The organism is Streptomyces sp. NPDC002577 (assembly GCF_053594815.1).
Map to the genome: position 1 here is coordinate 31,390 of NZ_JBSFWK010000019.1, position 20,048 is coordinate 51,437.

General features: G+C 70.4%; 16 protein-coding genes. 5 read left to right on the forward strand and 11 right to left on the reverse strand.

The window, feature by feature from the left end:
• Positions 1 to 104 precede the first annotated feature (104 nt).
• Both rarD and ACWD4J_RS23430 read left to right on the forward strand, forming a co-directional pair.
• Positions 105 to 1,070, forward strand: coding sequence for an EamA family transporter RarD (gene rarD / locus ACWD4J_RS23425; RefSeq protein ID WP_451397367.1), 966 nt, complete (start codon positions 105 to 107; stop codon positions 1,068 to 1,070).
• Between the two features lie 70 nt (positions 1,071 to 1,140).
• Positions 1,141 to 1,614: a VOC family protein gene (locus ACWD4J_RS23430; protein ID WP_451397368.1), complete on the forward strand. Its 474-nt coding sequence runs from the start codon at positions 1,141 to 1,143 to the stop codon at positions 1,612 to 1,614.
• Between the two features lie 100 nt (positions 1,615 to 1,714).
• Here the strand turns inward: ACWD4J_RS23430 and ACWD4J_RS23435 are convergent, their stop codons facing one another.
• From ACWD4J_RS23435 to ACWD4J_RS23455, 5 genes are all read right to left on the reverse strand, one after another.
• Positions 1,715 to 2,446 (reverse strand): polysaccharide deacetylase family protein, encoded by a 732-nt coding sequence (locus ACWD4J_RS23435; RefSeq protein ID WP_451397369.1) that lies wholly within the window; start codon positions 2,444 to 2,446, stop codon positions 1,715 to 1,717.
• A gap of 212 nt (positions 2,447 to 2,658) precedes the next feature.
• Positions 2,659 to 3,495: an ABC transporter permease gene (locus ACWD4J_RS23440; protein ID WP_451397449.1), complete on the reverse strand. Its 837-nt coding sequence runs from the start codon at positions 3,493 to 3,495 to the stop codon at positions 2,659 to 2,661.
• Between the two features lie 91 nt (positions 3,496 to 3,586).
• Positions 3,587 to 4,555: an ABC transporter ATP-binding protein gene (locus tag ACWD4J_RS23445; RefSeq protein WP_451397370.1), complete on the reverse strand. Its 969-nt coding sequence runs from the start codon at positions 4,553 to 4,555 to the stop codon at positions 3,587 to 3,589.
• A gap of 65 nt (positions 4,556 to 4,620) precedes the next feature.
• Complete coding sequence (locus tag ACWD4J_RS23450; RefSeq protein ID WP_451397371.1) at positions 4,621 to 5,925, reverse strand: LolA family protein; 1,305 nt, start codon at positions 5,923 to 5,925, stop codon at positions 4,621 to 4,623.
• Between the two features lie 236 nt (positions 5,926 to 6,161).
• Positions 6,162 to 7,172 (reverse strand): polyprenyl synthetase family protein, encoded by a 1,011-nt coding sequence (locus ACWD4J_RS23455; RefSeq protein ID WP_451397372.1) that lies wholly within the window; start codon positions 7,170 to 7,172, stop codon positions 6,162 to 6,164.
• A 374-nt stretch (positions 7,173 to 7,546) separates the two neighbouring features.
• Between ACWD4J_RS23455 and ACWD4J_RS23460 the strand changes: the two genes are divergently transcribed.
• Positions 7,547 to 9,610, forward strand: coding sequence for a CocE/NonD family hydrolase (locus ACWD4J_RS23460; RefSeq protein ID WP_451397373.1), 2,064 nt, complete (start codon positions 7,547 to 7,549; stop codon positions 9,608 to 9,610).
• 25 nt (positions 9,611 to 9,635) lie between these two features.
• Here the strand turns inward: ACWD4J_RS23460 and ACWD4J_RS23465 are convergent, their stop codons facing one another.
• The 4 genes from ACWD4J_RS23465 to ACWD4J_RS23480 all read right to left on the reverse strand — a co-directional run bounded on the left by ACWD4J_RS23465 (position 9,636) and on the right by ACWD4J_RS23480 (position 14,106).
• Complete coding sequence (locus ACWD4J_RS23465; protein WP_451397374.1) at positions 9,636 to 10,229, reverse strand: hypothetical protein; 594 nt, start codon at positions 10,227 to 10,229, stop codon at positions 9,636 to 9,638.
• 83 nt (positions 10,230 to 10,312) lie between these two features.
• Positions 10,313 to 11,518 (reverse strand): sigma-70 family RNA polymerase sigma factor, encoded by a 1,206-nt coding sequence (locus ACWD4J_RS23470; protein ID WP_451397375.1) that lies wholly within the window; start codon positions 11,516 to 11,518, stop codon positions 10,313 to 10,315.
• A gap of 153 nt (positions 11,519 to 11,671) precedes the next feature.
• Positions 11,672 to 12,496, reverse strand: coding sequence for an HAD family hydrolase (locus ACWD4J_RS23475; protein ID WP_451397376.1), 825 nt, complete (start codon positions 12,494 to 12,496; stop codon positions 11,672 to 11,674).
• Between the two features lie 65 nt (positions 12,497 to 12,561).
• Complete coding sequence (locus tag ACWD4J_RS23480) at positions 12,562 to 14,106, reverse strand: MFS transporter (protein ID WP_451397377.1); 1,545 nt, start codon at positions 14,104 to 14,106, stop codon at positions 12,562 to 12,564.
• A 306-nt stretch (positions 14,107 to 14,412) separates the two neighbouring features.
• Here ACWD4J_RS23480 and ACWD4J_RS23485 point away from each other — a divergent pair, with 306 nt between their 5' ends.
• Together ACWD4J_RS23485 and ACWD4J_RS23490 are read left to right on the forward strand one after the other, a co-directional pair.
• Positions 14,413 to 16,572, forward strand: coding sequence for a penicillin acylase family protein (locus tag ACWD4J_RS23485; RefSeq protein ID WP_451397378.1), 2,160 nt, complete (start codon positions 14,413 to 14,415; stop codon positions 16,570 to 16,572).
• Complete coding sequence (locus ACWD4J_RS23490) at positions 16,562 to 17,236, forward strand: GNAT family N-acetyltransferase (protein WP_451397379.1); 675 nt, start codon at positions 16,562 to 16,564, stop codon at positions 17,234 to 17,236. The genes ACWD4J_RS23485 and ACWD4J_RS23490 overlap by 11 nt, the downstream gene beginning before the upstream one ends.
• Before the next feature lie 91 nt (positions 17,237 to 17,327).
• Here ACWD4J_RS23490 and ACWD4J_RS23495 read toward each other — a convergent pair whose 3' ends face one another.
• The gene (locus ACWD4J_RS23495; RefSeq protein WP_451397380.1) at positions 17,328 to 18,530 is read right to left on the reverse strand and encodes an FAD-dependent oxidoreductase; all 1,203 of its coding nucleotides are present in this window, start codon (positions 18,528 to 18,530) and stop codon (positions 17,328 to 17,330) included.
• 147 nt (positions 18,531 to 18,677) lie between these two features.
• The gene (locus tag ACWD4J_RS23500) at positions 18,678 to 19,982 is read right to left on the reverse strand and encodes a carboxylate--amine ligase (RefSeq protein ID WP_451397381.1); all 1,305 of its coding nucleotides are present in this window, start codon (positions 19,980 to 19,982) and stop codon (positions 18,678 to 18,680) included.
• Between the last annotated feature and the right edge of the window lie 66 nt (positions 19,983 to 20,048).

Genomic DNA, 20,048 nt, shown 5'->3' on the forward strand with positions numbered 1-20,048 from the left:
CACCCCCCGAACCCCGCCTGTCATGACCGTATTCCAATACGGACATGACAGGCGGGGTCGGGCGGCGCTACCTTCGTGGAGTTGCCGTGTCCGAGGAGGGTGTCTTGAAGTCGAAGAGCGAGCAGCGAATAGGTCTGCTGAACGGCTTCGCGGCATACGGGGCGTGGGGGATCGTTCCTCTCTTCTGGCCCCTCCTCAAGCCCGCCGCGGCCGGCGAGATCCTCGCGCACCGCATGGTGTGGTCGCTCAGCGTCGTGGGCGTCGCGCTGTTCGTGATGCGCCGCTGGGCCTGGGCCGGCGAGCTGCTCCGGCAGCCGCGCAAGCTGGGGCTGATCACGGTCGCCGCGGCCGTCATCACCGTCAACTGGGGCGTCTACATCTGGGCCGTGAACGCCGGCCATGTGGTCGAGGCCTCGCTCGGCTACTTCATCAATCCGCTGGTCACCATCGCCATGGGCGTCCTGCTGCTGAAGGAGCGCCTGCGGCCCGCCCAGTGGGCCGCGGTCGGCATCGGCTTCGCGGCGGTCGTGGTCCTCACCGTCGGCTACGGCCGGCCGCCGTGGATCTCGCTCGTCCTCGCCTTCTCCTTCGCCACCTACGGCCTGGTGAAGAAGAAGGTCAACCTCGGGGGCCTGGAGTCGCTGGCCGCCGAGACCGCGATCCAGTTCCTGCCCGCGCTCGCCTATCTGCTGTGGCTCGGCTCGCAGGGGGACTCCACTTTCGGGACCGAGGGCGCGGGCCACGCGGCGCTCCTTGCCACGACGGGCATCGTCACGGCCGCTCCCCTGGTGTGCTTCGGCGCGGCCGCGATCCGGGTACCGCTGTCCACACTCGGGCTGCTGCAGTACCTCGCACCGGTCTTCCAGTTCCTGCTGGGCATCTTCTACTTCCACGAGGCCATGCCGCCCGAGCGCTGGGCGGGATTCGCCCTGGTGTGGCTGGCGCTGATCACGCTCACCTGGGACGCGCTGCGGACCGCGCACCGGGCCCGGGCCAAGGCCGAGGCACTGCGACTGGAAGCCACCCGGCAGGCGCCCGAATCCCCGGCGCCGCGTGGGGCGACCGCCTGAACCGACGGGCAGGCACGGCTCTGCCGGAAGACGGCGTGTCGCAAGGCCCGGGGGCCTATAAGTGGTGCGTATGACTCAGCAGAGCCACCATCCGCCGACGCTCCACTGGAAGCTCGTCATCGACGCCGCGGATCCCCACTCCCAGGCGGCCTTCTGGGCCGAGGCCCTCGGGTACGAGGTCGAGGACAACAGCGCCCAGATCGAACGGCTACTCGGCCTCGGCGCCGCCCCTGAATCGCTCACTCTGAAGTTCCGCGGCCGGTACGCCTGGCGGGACCTCATCGCGGTACGGCACCCGGACGACCCGTACGACGAGGAGTCCGGCATCGGGCTCGGGCGCCGGATCCTCTTCCAGCGCGTACCGGAACCGAAAACCGGCAAGAACCGCCTCCACATCGACGTCCACTCCCCGGGCGGGCAACGGGACACCGAAGTCGACCGGCTGGCGGGGCTCGGCGCCAGCGTGCTGCGCCGGGTCAAGGAGCCGGCGGGCGAGTGGGTGATCATGCAGGACCCGGAAGGAAACGAGTTCTGCGTCCACTGAGCTTCTGCATTCACCGAGCTTCTGCGTCCAATGAGCCGTCGCTTCGCCTCGGGCGGGGCCTGCGCAGCCCGCCCGAGGCCAGGCGGCAGCCGTTATGCGTTCAGGTGCATTTCAGGACCCTCGGCCAGATCGCGCCGACCGGGCCACGGTTCCGGCAGAACAGACGACCCTCGGCATGCGCGGCGTCGATCAACTTCGGCAGGGCTGCCGGGTAGTTGGTGTACAGATGACCGTAGATGGTGCCCGCGTGCTTGGCATCAGCCGAAGCTTTCTTGTACTCCGAGACAATGGAGTCGATCGAGCGGTAGTGGACGCCGTCCGGCTTCTGCCAGTCGTCCGTCCGTATGGTCCATGTGCAAAGCCGGTACCCCAGCTGAGAAGCGATACGACGCACCCTGCTGTTCCACTCCCCATGCGGCGGCCGAAGCACGTTCGTCTTCACCCCGTCGGCGATCTGGAATCTGACCGCGGAATTAGTGAGGTTGGTGAGCGAACCAGGGTTGCTCGGGTGGGAGTAGGTGTGATTGCCGACATAGTGCCCCTGTGCGCGTAGCGTCGAGACGATATCGGGGTAGTTCTTTGCGTACTTGTTTATAAGGAAGAACGCGGCCCGGATGTTGCGGCTCTTGAGGTAGGCGCCTGTACGGGTGGCGATGTACGGGTCCTTGACATTCCAGTCGTCGAAAGTGAGCAGCAGTCGACTTGAATTGGTGTTCCCGCACCGCTGACGCGAATAGGCCGACGGGTAGGGAGGCACCGGTGGCGTCATCGATATGGTCAGGGCCGTCGCAGCCAGCGCGGCCGATTCCTTGAGAATACGAGCGGGACGCATGGATTCTCCTTTCGGCGTTGACGATCACTGAAGACATCAGCCTGGAGGATCACCAGCCGTCCCCTAAAAATGTCAGTCACTCCAGGTGGGCGCGCCACTGGAGAGTGGCATGTTCCCCGGCGACGTTGTCCGTTCAGGTGATCCTTGATTCCGCGGTCACCCGTTCAGCCCGCACATCAGAATCTGCCACTCGGCTCAGTCATACCGAACGGCTAAGCCGTGATGTCCTTCGCCGTGAATCTCGCCCAGGCTGCCGAGCCGAACACGGCCGCATAGACGGCCTGCAGCCCGAGGTTGCGCGTCAGGTCGTCCCAGTAGACCGGGTCGCGCATCAGATCGGCGAAGGACAGCCAGTAGTGCGAGAAGAGATACGGCTGGATCGCGTGCAGCTGGGGGATCTGGTCGAGGATCTGGACCGTGATCAGCAGGCCGACGGTCGTCGCCATCGCCGCGATGCCGCTGCTCGTCAGCGTCGAGACGAAGAGGCCGAGCGCCGCGACTCCGATCAGCGACGCGGCGACGACCAGCGCGATCAGCAGGGCACGCAGCAGCCCGTCACCCATCCCGATGCGTGTGCCGGAGATCGTGGTGAGCTCGCCGAGCGGGAACAGCAGCGCGCCCACGGTCAGGGCCGAGACCGCCACGACGAGGGTCGCCACGAGGCAGAACGCCATCGTCGTCGCGTACTTGGTGAGCAGCAGCCGCGTACGGCCCGCCGGGGCCACCAGCAGATAGCGCAGGGTGCCCGCGTTCGCCTCGCCCGCTATCGCGTCGCCCGCGACGACGCCGATCGCCATCGGCAAGAAGAACGGCAGCGTCGCGGCCAGCGAGGTGAACACCAGGAACAGGCCGTTGTTGGTGATCTGCGCGATGAACGCCGGGCCGCCACCGCCACCACCCGGGCCCGTGCCGCCGCCGTCGCTCGTCTCGATCTTCACCGCGATGCCGACGAGTACGGGCACGGCCGCGAGCACACCGAGGAGTGCCAGGGTGCGCCAGCGGCGGAACGTGGTCGTCAGCTCGCTGCGGAACAGGCCGAGGGTCCACATGCGGCGTATGGAGGGTGCGGCAGGCGCGGTCGCCGCGGTCTGCACGGCTCGTTCGCTATGTTCGGTTTGCTTGGTGCGTACGGATGTGCCCTCAGCCTGCGACATCGAAGCCCTCCCCCGTCAGCGCCACGAACGCGTCCTCCAGCGAGGCGCGTTCCAGGCCGAAGCCGCGCACCCGCACACCGGCCGTTACCAGCGCCGCGTTCACCTCCGCCAGGTCGCGGCCCGGATCCGGCGGCTCGCCCGTCACCCGGTCGTCCGTGACGACGATGTCCGTCACGCCCTGCTCCTTCAGTACGCGGGCCGCGTCCCCCGGGTCCGGGGTGGTCACGACGAGGCGGCCGCGCGCACCCGCGGCGAGCTCGGCGACCGGGCCCTGCGTGATCAGGCGGCCGCGGGCCATCACGGCCGCATGGGTGCACACCTGCTCGATCTCGTCCAGGAGGTGCGAGGAGAGAAAGACGGTCGTGCCGTCCGACGCCAGCTCCCGGACCAGCGCGCGTATTTCACGCATGCCCTGCGGGTCGAGGCCGTTGGTCGGCTCGTCGAGCACGAGCAGCCGCCTGGGCTGCAGCAACGCGGCCGCCAGCCCCAGGCGTTGCTTCATGCCGAGCGAGTACGCCCTCGCCTTCTTGCCGGCCGCGGCCGTGAGGCCCACCCGGTCCAGGGCCTCGGCGACGCGTGCCCGACGGGTGCGGGGGTCGGCGGTCGGGTCCGCCGCGTCGTACCGCAGCAGGTTGTCGCGGCCGGTCAGGAAGCCGTAGAGCGCCGGGCCCTCGATGAGCGCGCCCACGTGCGGGAGCACATGGCGCGTGGCGCGCGGCATGGGGCTGCCGAGGACCCGGGCCGAGCCCGAAGTCGGCTCGATCAGGCCCATCAGCATCCGGATGGTGGTGGTCTTGCCCGAGCCGTTGGGACCGAGGAACCCGAAGACGCTGCCCTCCGGGACGGTCAGGTCGAGCCCGTCCACGGCGAGCTGCCCGCCGCGGTAGCGCTTGGTGAGCGCACGGGTGGCGATCACCGCGCCCGTGTCCCTTTCCGCGGCGGACAGTTCCTCCATGACTCTCCCAACCTGCTTGCGTCGTACCGTTGCTGTGACTGACGAACCGCTCCTGAACCTGGGGGCTACTTCGCCGCGTTGGCCGCCTTCACCAGCGCGTCCTTGGTCACCGCGCCCGCGTAGACCTTGCCGTCGTCCGTGATGAGGGCGTTGACCAGGCGGGTCGAAAAGACCGTGCCGGAGCCGAACTTGCCGGACACCTTGTCGCCCAGCGCGTCCAGAAGCTGCTGCGCCTGCGGCGCGGCATCGTCCGAGCCGGCCGACGGCAGGCCCTGGCCGCCCGGCACCTCGAACTCGGCGATGGAGTCCCAGCCCTCGCCGATGACCTTCAGTCCGCCCAGCCCGCTCAGCTCGTCCTCGAGACCCTCGCCCGACTTGGGCGCCGTGCCCTTGAACGTCTCGCCCCCGTCCTTGGACGCCTTGTCCTCGTCCTTGGACGTCCTGTCCTTGGACGCCGACTCGTCGCCCTCGGTGACCTTTGTGCCCTTGGGCGGGCTGAAGTCGAACGCGGACGCTGACGGCTTGCCGAAGTCGACCTTGGTGAAGCCCGCGTCGACGACGGCGGCTCCGCCACTGGCCGGTGTCAGCGTGAACTTGAGCGGCATGCCGGTCTTCGCATCCACCGCCACCGAGATCGCGCCGACCGTCGAGCCGGACTGCTTCGGCTTGACGAGCAGCTTGTAGGCATCGCGGCCGGCGACCTGCGCGGTGCCGTCGACCGTCACCGACGTCGTGTCGTCGACCGCCTTCAGTGCCTCGTCGGTCAGCTCCTTGGGGGTGGCCGGGACGTCCTCGGGCGCGCCCCTGTCACCCTCGTCGCCCTTCCCGGCGTGCTCCGTACCCGTCGTGTGGTACGCCTCGTTCGACGCGCTGTCGTACGCCCACACCTCGTCGCCGTTGCGGATCAGGCTGTACTCGGACGCGTCGTCGAGGACCGACAGCTTCTGCTTGTCGGGGCCGTCGGCCGCCACGCGGAGCGTGTGCGTACCGGACGCGAGCTCCATCAGCTTGGCCTGGGGATCGGCGGACGAGCCGCTGCCGTCGTCGCTCGCACCGCCGCCCGGCGTGAGGCTGCCCGCGATGCCGCCCAGCGAGGGGAGCCCGAAGTCGGTGCTGATCTTCACCGTGCCGGAGAACTGCTGCACATCCGACGCGGCGATCTTCTCGATGAGTTTCTGCGCGCTGATCTCAGGCAGATCGGGGTCACCGGAGTCGGCGAGTGCCGGGACGAGCCCGATGGTCGCCGCGGCCACCCCCAGGACCGCGACCGGGACCACGTAGCGCGCGGCCCTGCGGCGGCCCGCGCGCAGGTCATCGGCCTCTGCGGCGGCCCCCTCCGCTGACGTCTTGCCGGATTCGTACGGTGCCATCTGTGCCCTACCTCCGTGGTTCGGCGGCGGCCTGCTCTGTCCCTGTACTCGTCCACTCCGCGCCGCCATTGTCACCCGAATTGCTGTGAAGTGGCGTGTTCCATCTGACCAAACCGGCCATGAGGAAGCGTCAGACCGGGGGCCCAACTCCGTGTACTCCTGCGGTATGACATGCGACGGCGGCGCCTCCCCCGTACCGTAGGGGAAGGCGCCGCCGTGTCGTGCGCGGACCGGGCTCAGCCCGCCCGATGCACCACCGCGTCGCACAGCTCCACCAGCGCCGCCTTGGCATCGCACTCGCGCAGGGGCGCGAGCGCGGCCCGCGCCTCCTGCGCGTACCGCACGGTGTCCCGGCGGGCCTGCTCCAGCGCCGGGTGGACGCGCAGCTTGGCCAGCGCCTCCGCGTGGCGGGCGTCGTCGGTGAGGTCGGAGTCGAGGAGCTCGCTCAGGGCGATGTCCTCGGGCAGGCCGAGCCGCTCCACGCACTCGCGAAGCCGCAGCACCGGCAGCGTCGGAATGCCCTCGCGCAGATCCGTGCCCGGCGTCTTGCCGGACTCACGCGCATCGGAGGCGATGTCCAGGACGTCGTCGGCCAGCTGGAAGGCGACGCCGAGCCGCTCGCCGTACTGGGTCAGCACGTCCACGACCGTCTCGTCGGCGCCCGACATCATCGCGCCGAATCGACCCGCCACAGCGATCAGCGAGCCGGTCTTGCCGCCGATCACGTCCAGGTAGTGCTCGACGGGATCGCGGCCGTCGCGCGGCCCCGCGGTCTCCAGGATCTGGCCCGTGACCAGGCGCTCGAAGGCCTCGGCCTGGATGCGGACGGCCTCCGGACCGAGGTCCGCCAGGATGTGCGAGGCGCGGGCGAAGAGGAAGTCGCCGGTCAGGACCGCGACGGAGTTGCCCCAGCGCTTGTTGGCGCTCTCGACGCCGCGGCGCACCTCGGCCTCGTCCATGACGTCGTCGTGGTAGAGGGTCGCGAGGTGCGTGAGCTCGACGACCACGGCGGAGGGCACGACGCCCGGCGCATACGGGTCGCCGAACTGCGCGGCGAGCATCACGAGCAGCGGGCGGAACCGCTTCCCTCCCGCGCGGACCAGATGCTGAGCGGCCTCCGTGATGAACGGGACCTCACTCTTGGTGGCCTCGAGGAGGCCCTCCTCGACAGCCGCCAATCCGGCCTGGACATCGGCTTCGAGAGCCTGGTCCCGCACGCTCAGCCCGAACGGCCCGACGACGGTCACGAGGGATCTCCTGTCTGCTGACGATCACAAGGTCGGTCACATGGGCGATGACACGGTTTTTCGCTGTGTTTGTCGATCTGTCGCTGCCATCACTCGAGTCAGCGTATCCGGTCGCCTTTCGATCACAGTGAGGGCCTGCCTGTCCAAGCCAGGCACTGTGCGACCTCCCCCGGTATCTTCGTGATCATCCTTATATCTCCCCATATGCCTCAAACACCCACTGTGCACCTTCGAAGCGCCCGCCCAGGCACCTCACACGGCCCGTCACTCACACAGCCCGTCACTCACACAGCCGGTCGCGCAGCGCGCAGATCCGGCGCCTCACACGTCATACGCAGAAGTGACCGCCGGAGTTCCGGCACCGAGGTCCCGTCATGAAGATCCGCACCTCCTTCCCGTACGAGACGACCCGCCAGGACGTCCGGATTCCGCTGTCGGACGGAACGCGGCTGTACGCGCGCGTGTGGCGCCCGCTGACCGCAGAACCCGTACCGGCGCTGCTCGAGTACCTCCCGCACCGCCTGACCGACCGGACCGCGCCGCGCGACTGGCAGCGGCATCCCTGGTACGCGGGCCACGGGTACGCGTCCGTGCGCGTGGACGTGCGCGGGCACGGCAATGCGGAGGGCATGCCGGGCGACGCGTACTCGTCCGCCGAGCTGTCCGACGGGGTCGAGGTGATCGAGTGGCTGGCCGCCCAGCCGTGGTGCAGCGGCAGTGTCGGCATGTTCGGCCTCTCCTGGGGCGGCACCAACGCCCTCCAGATCGCGGCGCTCGCGCCCGAGCCGCTCAAGGCCGTCGTCACCGTCTGCTCCTCCGACGACCGCTACGACAACGACCCGCACTACCTGGGCGGCTCCGTCCTCGCCGTGGACATGCAGGCGTGGGCCGCGGCGATGCTCGCCGGCGTGGCGCGTCCGCCCGACCCGCTGTACGCCGGTGACGCATGGCGCGACATGTGGCTGTGGCGCCTGGAGGCCGTCGAGCCCGTCGTCCACACCTGGCTGAGCCACCAGACGAGGGACGCCTACTGGCGGCACGGCAGCGTCTGCGAGGACTACGGCGCGATCAGGGCCGCGGTCCTCGCGGTCGGCGGCTGGCACGACCCGTACCGCGACACGGTCCTGCGGCTGGTCGAGCACCTCCGGCACCTTCCGGACGACCGGGTACGGGGGCTGATCGGCCCCTGGTCGCACCAGTACCCGGACCGGGGACTGCGGCCGGGCCCGGCGATCGGCTTTCTGCAGGAGACGCTCCGCTGGTGGGACCGGCATGTGAAAGGCGTCGACTCCGGTGTGTCCGCAGAGCCGAAGCTCCGCTCCTGGATCAGCGACTCCCATCCACCGGCGACGGTGTACGCGGAGCTGCCGGGCCGCTGGGTGGGTGAACCGTCGTGGCCGTCGCCGAACGTCCGCTTCGTTCCGTACGGGCTGGGCGAGGCGGGCAGCCGGTCACCCGGCGGGGCCGGGCCCTCCCCGGCAGTGGCGGCCCCAGCCCCCGTCCTCGTACGGTCGCCGATCCACACAGGGCTGGACGCCGGCCGTTTCCGCCCCTCCGGCAACGAAGCGGACCTGCCGCCGGACCAGCGTGAGGAGGACGGGAGATCGGTGTGCTTCGACTTCGCGGTCGAACAGGAGACGTGGATCCTCGGCCGGCCGCGGGTCCGGCTGCGGCTGACCTCCGCGACACCCCGCGGTCAGGTGGTGGCCCGCCTCTGCGACGTGGCGCCGGACGGCGCGTCGACGCTGGTCACCCGGGGTGTGCTCAACTTCTCGGCACGGCGGGGCCGGGACCGGGTGGTCGAGTGGACGCCGGGCGCGACCGAGGACGTCGCCTTCGAACTGAACGGCATCGGTCATGCCTTTCCGCCCGGCCATCGCATCCGGCTCGCCGTCTCGTCCGCGTACTGGCCGTGGATCTGGCCGCAGCCCGGCTCCGAGGCGGGCTTCGTACTGGACCCGGCGGGCAGCACGCTCGAACTCCCGGTCCGCGCGCTCACCGCCGACGCCGCCCTCGCCTCCCCCTTCGAGGCACCGGAGCAGTCCGAGCCGCTGGGCGTCGTCATCCCCCTGACGCTGAACGAACAGCGCCCGGAACGCCTCGTCGTACACGATGTCGCCCAGGGCGAGCGGCGCCTGGAGGTGGGCCCGCGGCCCGGGGGTGCCCGCGTCCACCCGGACGGCCTCGAATACTCCGAGGACGTCGTGGACACGTACACGATCAACGAGTCCGGCCCGCTCTCGGCCCGTACCCGCTCGGACTGGTCCATCCGGCTGCACCGGCCGGAGCTGCCGTGGGACGTTCGGATCGAGACACGCTCGGAGATCGCCTGCGACGCGACGTCCTTCACCACGTCGGACGAGGTCGTATGCCGGGAGGGGGACGAAGTGGTGTTCCACCGGACGTGGGAACGCCGCATTCCGCGGACAGCGGGCTGAGCCCCGTTCCAGCTGAGCCCCCGTTCTAGCTGGGGCTCAGCGGAAGCACCCGGCACGTCAGGGTTCCGGCGGCTGCGCTCCCGGCCGGGCCGGCAGCCGCCAGGGGGTTCGGCCACAACTGGAACAGCCACTCTTCCTGGTGGTCGACGGCGTCCGGCTGCCGGGGCGACCGCCGGTGAGCCCGCACCCGCCAGACGCCCTGCCGGCCGAGCCACACGGTGGCAACGTTGTCTCCCATGATGTTCTGCAACTGGAGTTCCAGGCTCTCCAGCAGCGCAAAGTCGCATTCCATGGCGTCACACGCCCACTCTGCGGCAGACACGGGCTCGGTGTCGTAGACCTCGAGGCTCACGGATGCGTAGCGAATGTCCGTGACCGCGCTGCGCGCGACCATGCCGGACGGCGTGCAGACCAGCATCCTGCGGTAGTCCTCGTCCTGCCACAGCATCAGACCGTCGTCCCAGTAGGACGCAGGGGGGTCGTTGAGGAGGAAACAGCCGTGGTCGACAGGGGTTTTGACCCACACGGTCTGGTGGGGCGAAGGCGAACGGGGCGTCGACGTCTCCGATGACCGGGCTCTGCGCATGCTCTCCTGCCGGGCTGCGATGAACGAGGACACGACGGGTGTGTCGTGTCCTCTGCTTCACGCAGCGGGAGGGTGCGTCCGTCGATAGACACTCACACTTTTTTTATGACATGGCCTCACATCACGCGATGACACCAGTTATGGGCGACAAACCCGGTTTGTTCAATTTTCACATATGGACTGGGCCAGGCCGCACTGCTCAGTAGCGGCATGCCTGTCGCACCGCCCCGGTCGGCGGGCTTTCCTTGGCCTGTGGGGATCCCGGGGTCTGTGGGCCTGCCTTTGTCGGCGGGCTCTCCTGGGTACGCGGGCTTGCCTGGGTACGGGGGCTTGCCTCGGTCTGTGGGCCTGCCCTTGTCGGCAGGCTTTCCTGGGTACGCGGGCTTGCCTCGGCCAGTGGGCCTGCCCTTGCCTGCCGGCTTGCCCGTGTCTGCAGGCTTGCCCTTCGCCTTGCCCTTGGCTTGGGACTTGCCCTTGCCCACGCCTTTGGACTTGCCCTTGTCTGCGGACTCCCCGCCGTCCGAAGCGGCCGTCGCCGAGGCCGACGGCACCGACGCCGGGGACGCGGACGTGGACGGAGAAGGAATCGAGCGCACGTCGGCGGTCGTTTCCGCAGGCAGTACGCCCGGCAGCAGGTGGTGCGGAGAGTGCGGCGCCGGTTCGACCGTCGCCGACTCGGGTGCGATCACGACCGCCACTACCATCGCGGTCGCGGTCGTCGCGGCGGCGACAACCGGGTAGGCGGGGGCGAGCCGGGCCGAGTCCGCCACCCACCTCCACCACACGACGACCAGTCCCAGTGCCGATGCCAGCAGGGCTTTCAGCGTGCTTCTCGCTCGGGCCAGCAACGACTCGGCAGTCCGGTAGCCGACCCCGAGCCGCCCGGCCACCTCGGAGACCGTGAGCCCCTCCGCCCGCAGCCGCAGAGCCCTGGCCTGACGGGCAGGCAGCCGTGACAGTGCCTCCGCTGCCCACGCGGCCTCCGCCCGATCGCACACCCGCTCGTCGAAGGACGCCAGGTCCAGAGCGACGGGGAGGCGGGACCACCTGCGATGCTCGCGGATGCGCTGCCGATGCGTGTCGGCGCACAGCCGCACCGTCACGCGCATCAGCCACGGAGCGAGCCCTTCCGTGTCACCGCGGTAGGACTCGACCGCGCGGATCATCGCCTCCTGCACCACGTCTTCGGCGTCCTCCACGGTGGCCGTGCGTGGACGGGCGATCCGTATCAGGGCTTCCCGCTGCTGCAGCACCGCGTGCCAGCGCGCTGCCTCTTCGTCCGGCCCGCATCCGTCAATGCCGTCCTCGGCACCCACCGTCACCGGTCCACCCCTGGGGAAGTCCAAAAAACCTGCGAAAGCGTAACGTTTCTGCGACTGCCTCGGTGACGGCCTGGACAGGAGCAGTTGCACAACGCAGGTACGGGCGGTCGACGAACTTGTTTGCAGGTCACGGGAGCGACATTGCCCAATAAGTCAGCCGAACAACCGCTCCAGCACTACCGCGATCCCGTCCTCCTCGTTCGACAGGGTCACCTCGTCGGCCACCGCCTTGAGATCGGTGTGAGCATTGGCCATGGCGACACCGCGGGCGGCCCAGCGGAACATGGGGATGTCGTTGGGCATGTCACCGAACGCGATCGTGCCGGACGGGGCCAGGCCCAGGCGATCGGCCGCCAGCGCCAGGCCGGTCGCCTTGTTTATGCCGCACGGCTGGAGCTCGACGGTGCCGGGACCGGACATCGTCACCGCGGCCAGTGAGCCGACGGCCTGCCGGGCCGCGGCCGCCAACTCGTCGTCCGAGAGCCACGGGTGGCGCAGCAGCACCTTGCTGATGGGCTCGGTCCACAGGTCGTCGCGCCGGTCCACACGTACCGCCGGGAGCAGGGGGTGCGGCATCCGGTAGCCGGGCTCGATGAGTGTGAGGCCGTCCACTCCGTCCTGGTCCACGGCCGCATAGACCTCACCGACCTCCGCCTCGATCTTGCCGAGCGCCGTCTCCGCCAGTTCGCGGTCCAGGGTCACCGACCAGACCATCCGGTGCGCTCCGGCGTCGTACAGCTGAGCTCCCTGGCCGCAGACGGCCAGCCCATGGCAGCCGAGGTCGTCGAGCAGGGGCTGCACGCGCGGCGCCGGGCGTCCTGTCACCACGAGATGCCGGGCGCCCGCGGCGACCGCCTCCGCCAGCGCGTCCCGTGACCGGTCGGAGAGCGTGTCATCGCCGCGGAGCAGCGTTCCGTCCAGGTCTGTGGCGATAAGTGAATACATGAGGGATGCGGGGGGTGCGGTGGGTGCGGCCATGATCCTGAGAATACGGACCATCGGCTCATCAGCCCCACGGGATGCAGAGGTTCAGTTCCGTCACATCACTGGCTCTTGCTGTCACGTATCTTTCCGGCGTCCGCCCCCGGCCGCTCCGCCCTCCGAAGCAGCAGCGCCGTCACGCAACCTCCGACGAGGACCGCCGCCGCGCCCGCGAGCTGGCTGGTCTCGATGCCCGAGGTGAAGGCGTCCATGACGGCGCCGCGTTCGGCGGCCGTTCCGGCGGCGGCCAGGGCGGCCGGGAGGGAACCCGCGCCTGCGACGGCGACCGGCAGGAGGGCGGTGAACCGGGAGTTCATGACGGCGCCCAGGACGGCGACGCCCAGGCTGGTGCCGAGTTCGGACATGGTGCCGTCCACCCCGGCGCCCGCCCCCGCCTTCTCCGGCGGGATGGCGCCCATGACCGCCTCGACGATGGCCGGGTTGGCGAGCGCGCAGCCCGCGCCCATGAGGACGAGGCCGACCAGCAGCACGCCGTAGCCGTCGGCGGACGGCAGCGCGGCGATGATGAAACCGGCCGCCAGCAGGGCCATGCCGACGGCTATCGACAGCGGCAGACCGAGCCGACGCATCAACCGCGCCGAGATTCCCACCGAGTTGAGGGCGACGACCGTGAGCGCGAAGGGCGCGATGCGCAGTCCCGCCTCCAGCGGCGCGTACCCGCGGACGAACTGCAGCTGCTGCGTGAGCAGATAGAGCGTGCCGCCGCTGCCGAAGGTGATGAGGACCACGCCCGCGACCGCCCCGACGAAGCGCCGGTCGCGGAAGAACTGCATGTCCAGCATGGGGTGCGGGACGCGGCGCTCCCACAGCGCGAACGCGCCGAGCACGAGCACGCCGACTGAGGCCGTGAGCAGCACCCGGCCGGAGCTCCAGCCGTGGTCGGGCCCCGAGATGACGGCGTAGACGACCGCGGCCATGCCGAGGGTGGACAGCAGCGCGCCGGGCAGGTCAGGGCGATGACCGTCGGCGTTCCTGGATTCGGGTACGAGGGCCCGGACGGCGACGAGTGCGAGCACCACGACCGGGATGTTGATCAGGAAGATCGCACCCCACCAGAAGTGGGCGAGCATCAGCCCGCCGATCGGGGGCCCGGCCGCGAAGCCGAGGGCGTTCACCGCGGCCCAGATACCGATCGCCTTGGGACGCTCCTCGGCGTCGAATATCTGTATAGCGACGGCGAGCGTGGTGGTCAGCAGCAGTGCGCCGCCGACTCCCATGCCCGCCCGTGCGGCGATCAACTGACCGCTGGACTGGGAGAGTCCGGCCGCCAGCGATCCGACACCGAACAGGGCGAGTCCGGCGAGCAGCAGCCTCTTGCGGCCGTACCGGTCGGAGGCGCTGCCCGCGGCGAGCAGCAGGCCGGCCTGGACGAGGGAGTACGCGTTGATGACCCACTGGACGTCGGCGGTGGTCGCGTCGAGATCCCTGCTGAGGGTGGGGATCGCGACGTTCAGGACCGTGTTGTCGAGCACCACCGTGAGCTGGGCGAGGCAGATCACCGCGAGGATCAGCCACCGTGTGGGGAGCCGGGCGTCGGACGGGGTTGCGGTGGACCCGTCGGCGGCCGTGTCGGCGGCCGCCGTCACGGCTGTATGCCGAACGGTATGCCGAACGGGCCGCGGCGGAGCAGGTCTGCGCTTCGGGCTCGATTCATGGCAGCGTCTTCTCTTCCGATTCGTCCGACTCTGATCCGTCTGACCTCGTCTGACTCTGATGCGTACGACCGACCCGGGGGCCACCGGACGTCGGGTGAGGTTAGGTTAACCTAACCGAAGTAAACGCGGTGGGCGGCGCCTGCTCGCCGGCCCCACACGGCTCGAAGGACCACATCCACCCGGCTCTGCCGTACGACGGTCAGCCTCCCTCAGAGGCGAAAAGGATGGAGAAGTGGTGTGAGCATCCAGGTCTACCGGGACTCGTGGGGGATACCCCATCTGCGCGCCGGCAGCGCGCTCGAACTCGCCTACGCCCAGGGGCGGAACGCCGCCGAGGACCGGGCGTGGCAGATCGAGGTCGAGCGGCACCGGTCGCAGGGCACGACGGCCGCCTTCCTGGGCGCCGAGGCCGTCGGCTGGGACCGGTTCGCCCGGCAGGCCCGGCTGGACGACACCGCCAGGCGCTGCTTCGACAGGCTCGACCGGCTCGATGCCGACACCGCCGCATGGATCAGGAGTTACGTCGACGGGGTCAACGACGGCCTGCGCCGGGGCGCGCGACGGGCGCCGCAGTTCGAGGCCACCGGACTGACGTCCGGCCGGTGGCAGCCGTGGACGCCGCTCGGTGTCTGGCTGTCCACGCACATCCTGTTCGCGGGCTTCCCCACCAAACTGTGGCGCGAGAAGGTCGTCCGCCGTCTCGGCACGGAGGCGATCGAGCTGTTCGCCACCGATGGGACCGGCACGTCCGGGAGCAACGGCTGGCTCGTCGCGGGCGACCGCACCGCCACCGGGGCCGCTCTCATCGCGGGCGACCCGCACCGGTTCATCGAGGATCCGGGCGTCTATCAGCAGATCCGCCTGGCATGCCCGGAGTTCGACGTGGTCGGCCTCGCCGTACCGGGCGTCCCGGGCATCGGCCATTTCGGACACACCGGGCAGGTGGCCTGGGCGATCACCAACGCCATGGCCGACTACCAGGACCTCTACCGGGAGCAGCTCCGACGCCGCGGTGACCGGCAGGACGCAGACCAGCACGGTGGAGGGGACGTCGAGGCGCTCGGACCGGACGGCTGGCGCCCCGCCTCGGCCCACCTCGAGACGATCGAGGTCGCCGGGGCCGATCCCGTCGAGGTCGAGGTGATCGAGACCGAACGCGGTCCGGTCGTGATCGGCGGCCCGGACGCATCGGTGGCCATCAGCCTCCGTTATCCGCCGCGCGTACGCGAGGACCTGGGATTCGCGGCGCTGCCCGCGCTGCTGAGGGCCCGGAGCGTGGCCGACGTGGACCGGGCGTTCGACCAGTGGGCGGAGCCCGTCAACGTCGTACAGGCCGCGGACACCGAGGGCGGGCTGCTGCACCGCGTCGCCGGCGCGGTGCCGCGCCGCCACCGGGACAACATGCTGCGTGTCGTGTCCGCCTGGGAGCCCGGACACGAGTGGCTCGGATGGCACGAGCTGCCCCGCGAGGACGTCGACGCTGTCGCCGTGATGGCGAACCAGCGGGGCATCGCCGGGCCGCTCGGCGTGGAGTTCGCGCCACCGCACCGGCAGCGGCGCATCCGGGAGCTCCTGGACGAGTCGGTGTTCTGGTCCGGCAAGGACATGGCGGCCATCCACACCGACACCCAGCTGGCTTCCGCCCGGCCCCTCATCGACCTCATCGAGGGAATGGGCGGGCTGGGCGGGCCGGACTGTGTGGACAGTCCGGAAGGGCCGGGCGGGCTCGTGGGGCTCAGTCCTGAGGCCGAGCGGCTGCGGGATCGGCTGCTGCGCTGGGACCGCCGGATGGATGCCGGGAGCACCGAAGCGACGGCATACGCGGCCGTGCGGGCGGCGGTGGTACGGCGGCTGGCGGCTCATCCGGCCCTGTCCGGTCTGAGCGAGCCCCCTCCGTATCCCGCGATCTTCCAGCCGTGGCTCGCGCTGGTACCGCGGGTCGCCTACGCGCTCGAAGCGCTGCTGACGTGCCGTGAGATCCCCGGCGTCGACGGGACCGGCCGGCTGAGGGCCGACCTCGTCCGAGCGGCCCTGGAGGACGTGGCCGCCGGCGGAGGCGAACCGCTGCCGTGGGGCGAGGTGCACCGGCTCGCTCCCTGGCAGGCCCTGCCCGACGTGCCGGACGAGCAGTGGCCGGGACTGTCAGGCGACCACGACTGCGTGCTGTCCACCTCGAGCGTTCCGGGCGTCACGGACCACAGCGCGCGCGGCCCCGCCGCGCGCTACGTCTGGGACCTCGAGCGCCGCGAGGACAGCCTCTGGGTGGTCCCGTTCGGAGCCTCCGGCGTGCCCGGTGACACCCACCACCGCGACCAGCTGCCGCTGTGGCTCCACGGCGAACTCGCCCCCGTGACCACCGACTGGAACCTTCTGACCGAGGAGAGCCATGACCTCTGAGACACCGTCCCTTCAGCCCCTCCAGCCCCTTCAGCCCCTTGAGACCGCTGAGACCGCTGAGACCGCTGAGACCGCTGATGCCCTTACCGAGTCCCACGCCGGTCCCCGGGAAGCCGTGTACGAAGAGACGGTCGGCGGCTTCGGCACGGTCCGTGTCGTCCCGGTGGATCCCGCCGGCGACATCGACCTGATCCACGCCTGGGTCTCCGAGGAGCGCGCCCGTTTCTGGGGCATGCGCGACATCGGCCGGGAGCGCGTCCTGGAGATCTACGCGTACCTGGACTCCCTCGCCACGCACCACGCGTACCTGATCCACCGGGACGGCAAGCCGGTCGCGCTCTTCCAGACGTACGAACCGGAGTCCGACCCGGTCGGCGAGTGCTACGACGTCCAGCCCGGCGACTTCGGCATACATCTGATGGTGGGTCCCCCGGGCGGTACCCAGGAACCAGGCTTCACCGGCACCCTCCTCTCCGTCTTCCTCGCCTTCGTGCTGTCGGTGCCGGGCCGGCGGCGGATCGTGGCCGAACCCGACGCCCGCAACGACAAGGCCATCGAACGCCTGGTCAGGCAGGGCTTCGTACGCGGGCCCCAGATCGACCTGCCGGAGAAGCGGGCGCAGCTGGTGTTCCTGAGCCGGGAAACCTTCGAGAGCCGCGGCTGAACCAGGCGGGGCGCGGTCGGCTCGGGCGAGCCGTGCGGGGCGGGCTGGGGTGGGCGAGCCGGTCTCGGCCCGCCCCGCCCCGCCCTGGGATTCAGCCGTGCGCCGCCGCCAAGTGCCTGGCCAGCCGCGGAGACGCGAACTCCGTCCCGCACACGAACCGCATGACCGGCCCGTACGACGCCGCCGCCGGAAGACCCGTGAAGTACAGGCCCGGCACCGAGGACCGGTACCCCGCGCCCAGCCTCGGCGTGCCACGGCTCACCGCCAATTGCGTACGCAGCTCGTGCCCCAGGAAGTCCATCGCGGCGATGTCGACGCGGTAGCCGGTCGCGGCTATCACATGGTCCGCGGAGAGCTCCTCGGTGCGGCCGCCGAGGGTCTGGACGGCGAGCATCGGGCGGCCGACCGGCGCTCCGGCCCGTACGATCCGGCTCACCTCGCGCACCTTCACCGCGCCCTCGAACCGCTCGCGCAGCCACCAGGCACCGAGCGGCCCGAGGATCCGGCGCACCAGGTAGTGGCGTGTCGCCGCGGGCAGATAGCGGTACGGGTGGGGGTAGTAGCTGAGCGCGTACAGCGACCAGGCACGGCCGAACGGCGACTCCGGGCGCAGCTTCGGCTGCTCCCACGGCGCCGCGCCGAACGCCACCGCCCCCTTGCCGCGCGCCACCACCCGTACCCGCGCCCCGGCCTCCGCGGCGAGCGCCGCCGTCTCCAGAGCGGACTGGCCCGCGCCGACGACGATCAGGTCCTGGCCCGCGAACCGCGTCAGGTCGTGGTGCTGCGAGCTGTGCGAGACCGCGGCTGTCGGCGCCGGTCCGTCGGGGGCGGCAGCGCCGAGCTCCTGCGGCAGGTACGAGAGTCCGGACAGGCCGGTCGCGACGACCACCGCGCGCGCCGTGAACTGCTCTCCGGAGTCCAGCTTCAGTTCGAAACCCGCGGCGCCGCGGCGGTCGACCGAGACGACCCGCACCTGCTCCAGATCCGGCACGAGCTTCTGCTGGAACCACTCCCCGTACGCCACGAACGTCTCGACGGGGATGATGTCCTCGTCGGTGACCAGGCGCCGTATCCCGGCCGCGGCGCAGTAGTCGCCGAGGGTGTGGCCGCGCTGTGGTGCGTCGATGTTCGACGCCGCGGGGGTCGACTTCAGCAGCATCCCCGCGGGCATGTGGGCACGCCAGCTCACCATGGGCTCGCCGAAGACCCGCACCGGAATGCCGCGCGCCCGCAGATGGGCGGCGGTGGACAGACCGAAGGGTCCCGCACCGATGACTGCTACAGGATGGTTCACGTTCACGAAGTCCCCTCCCCAGGACGTCACTTGCTTCGCGTCACGCCTACTTCGCTGATCCGCTCGCCGTTCTCGGCGCCTTGGCCCTTGGTCATGTGCTGGAGCGTCGGCGTCCTTGGTCATGTGCCGGAGCGGCGGCGGCCTTGGTCACGTGCCGGAGCGGCGGCCGGTCCGCCACAGCTGGTACAGATGTCTGGCCCCCGGTCCCACGAACCGGGCCAGCATCGTGAAGAACGGACGCATGTCGTCGCCCGCGAGCCACGCCAGCTCCGTGCCGCTCGCGCGGGCGGGGGCGTGCGGTGTCGTGTAGCCGCTGCGGCGGTACGCGATGAGGGCGGGCAGGTCGATGTTCTCCACGAGGTAGCGGTGGCCGGCGCGCTGTTCCCCCTCCGGAACCGCCCGGCCGGTCAGGTGCAGATGCATGGCACGGACGACGTCGACGCCCGACTCGCTCTCGAAGAGCCGGAACTGCGCGCCCATGCGCGGGTTGAAGTCGAGCAGCTTGTACTGCCCGTCGCGGCGGTCGAAGCGCAGATCGAGGTCGACGATGCCGGTGAAGCCGATCCGCTTGACGAAGCGCGCGGCGATGTCCGCGAGTTCCGGGTTGTCGACCACGAAGGCCTGCGCGGTCATGCCCGCGTGCGGCGGCCAGGAGCGGACCTTGACACCGGTGAACATCGCGAGCGGCGTCGACTCCTCGTCGAAGTACGCGTGGACGATCCAGTCCTCGGCCTCCTCTCTCGGCAGGTACTCCTGAAGGATCACCCCGGGCTGCTCTCCCCAGTCGCGGGCGAGCGCGAGCAGTGCCTCGCGGCTCGCGATGCGCGTGGTCCCGTTCACCGCCGGCCGTCTGCGGCGCACGAAAGCCTCGCGGTTCTTGGCGATCACCGGGAAACGCGCCTCGGCGGCGAACTTCTCGATGTCCGCCTGCGACTCGGGGAACACGGCAGCAGGGCTCGGGATGCCATGCTCGACGCACAGCTCGTGCAGCCCCTGCTTGCTGGCGAGGCGCCGCGGCAGTGCGGGGTCCACACGCGGGAAGAGAAACCCCCCGAACCCGCCGAACCCGCTGGATCCCGATGACCCGCCGGACGCCCCGGCTCCCCCGGGTCCCGCGCTGCCGCCGCCGAGCTCCTCCTGGTGCTCGGCGATGAGCACCGCCGCTTCCTCGTCGGTCGGAATGAGCACGGTCGGCCGACCGATGCGGCGGCCGATGCGCAGCAGTCCCTCGACCAGCCGCTCCGGTTCCTCCGTTCCGGTGGTCGGCCAGACGAAGGCGCGCCGCAGATAGCGCGAGGCCGCCGCGGGTGTGTAACGGTCCTCCGTGATCGCATACATGGGCACGCCGAGGCGCCCCAGGCTGCGTATGGCTCCCACCCCGCCGTGGTGCAGCGGATAGTGGCCGAACTTCACGATCAGGCCCGGCACTTCCCGGTCGGCTGCGAACGGCACGCCGCTGGCGCTCCTGGCCACGGGTCCCCCCACGTGTCCCCCCTACGGACCGGACCCCACCCAGTC

Coding starts and splice junctions, on each gene's coding strand:
- ACWD4J_RS23490 (WP_451397379.1), top strand. CDS start 16,562: ATGACCTCTGAGACACCGTCCCTTCAGCCCCTCCAGCCCCTTCAGCCC.
- ACWD4J_RS23430 (WP_451397368.1), top strand. CDS start 1,141: ATGACTCAGCAGAGCCACCATCCGCCGACGCTCCACTGGAAGCTCGTC.
- ACWD4J_RS23450 (WP_451397371.1), bottom strand. CDS start 5,925: ATGGCACCGTACGAATCCGGCAAGACGTCAGCGGAGGGGGCCGCCGCA.
- ACWD4J_RS23440 (WP_451397449.1), bottom strand. CDS start 3,495: ATGTGGACCCTCGGCCTGTTCCGCAGCGAGCTGACGACCACGTTCCGC.
- ACWD4J_RS23435 (WP_451397369.1), bottom strand. CDS start 2,446: ATGCGTCCCGCTCGTATTCTCAAGGAATCGGCCGCGCTGGCTGCGACG.
- ACWD4J_RS23460 (WP_451397373.1), top strand. CDS start 7,547: ATGAAGATCCGCACCTCCTTCCCGTACGAGACGACCCGCCAGGACGTC.
- ACWD4J_RS23445 (WP_451397370.1), bottom strand. CDS start 4,555: ATGGAGGAACTGTCCGCCGCGGAAAGGGACACGGGCGCGGTGATCGCC.
- ACWD4J_RS23475 (WP_451397376.1), bottom strand. CDS start 12,496: ATGGCCGCACCCACCGCACCCCCCGCATCCCTCATGTATTCACTTATC.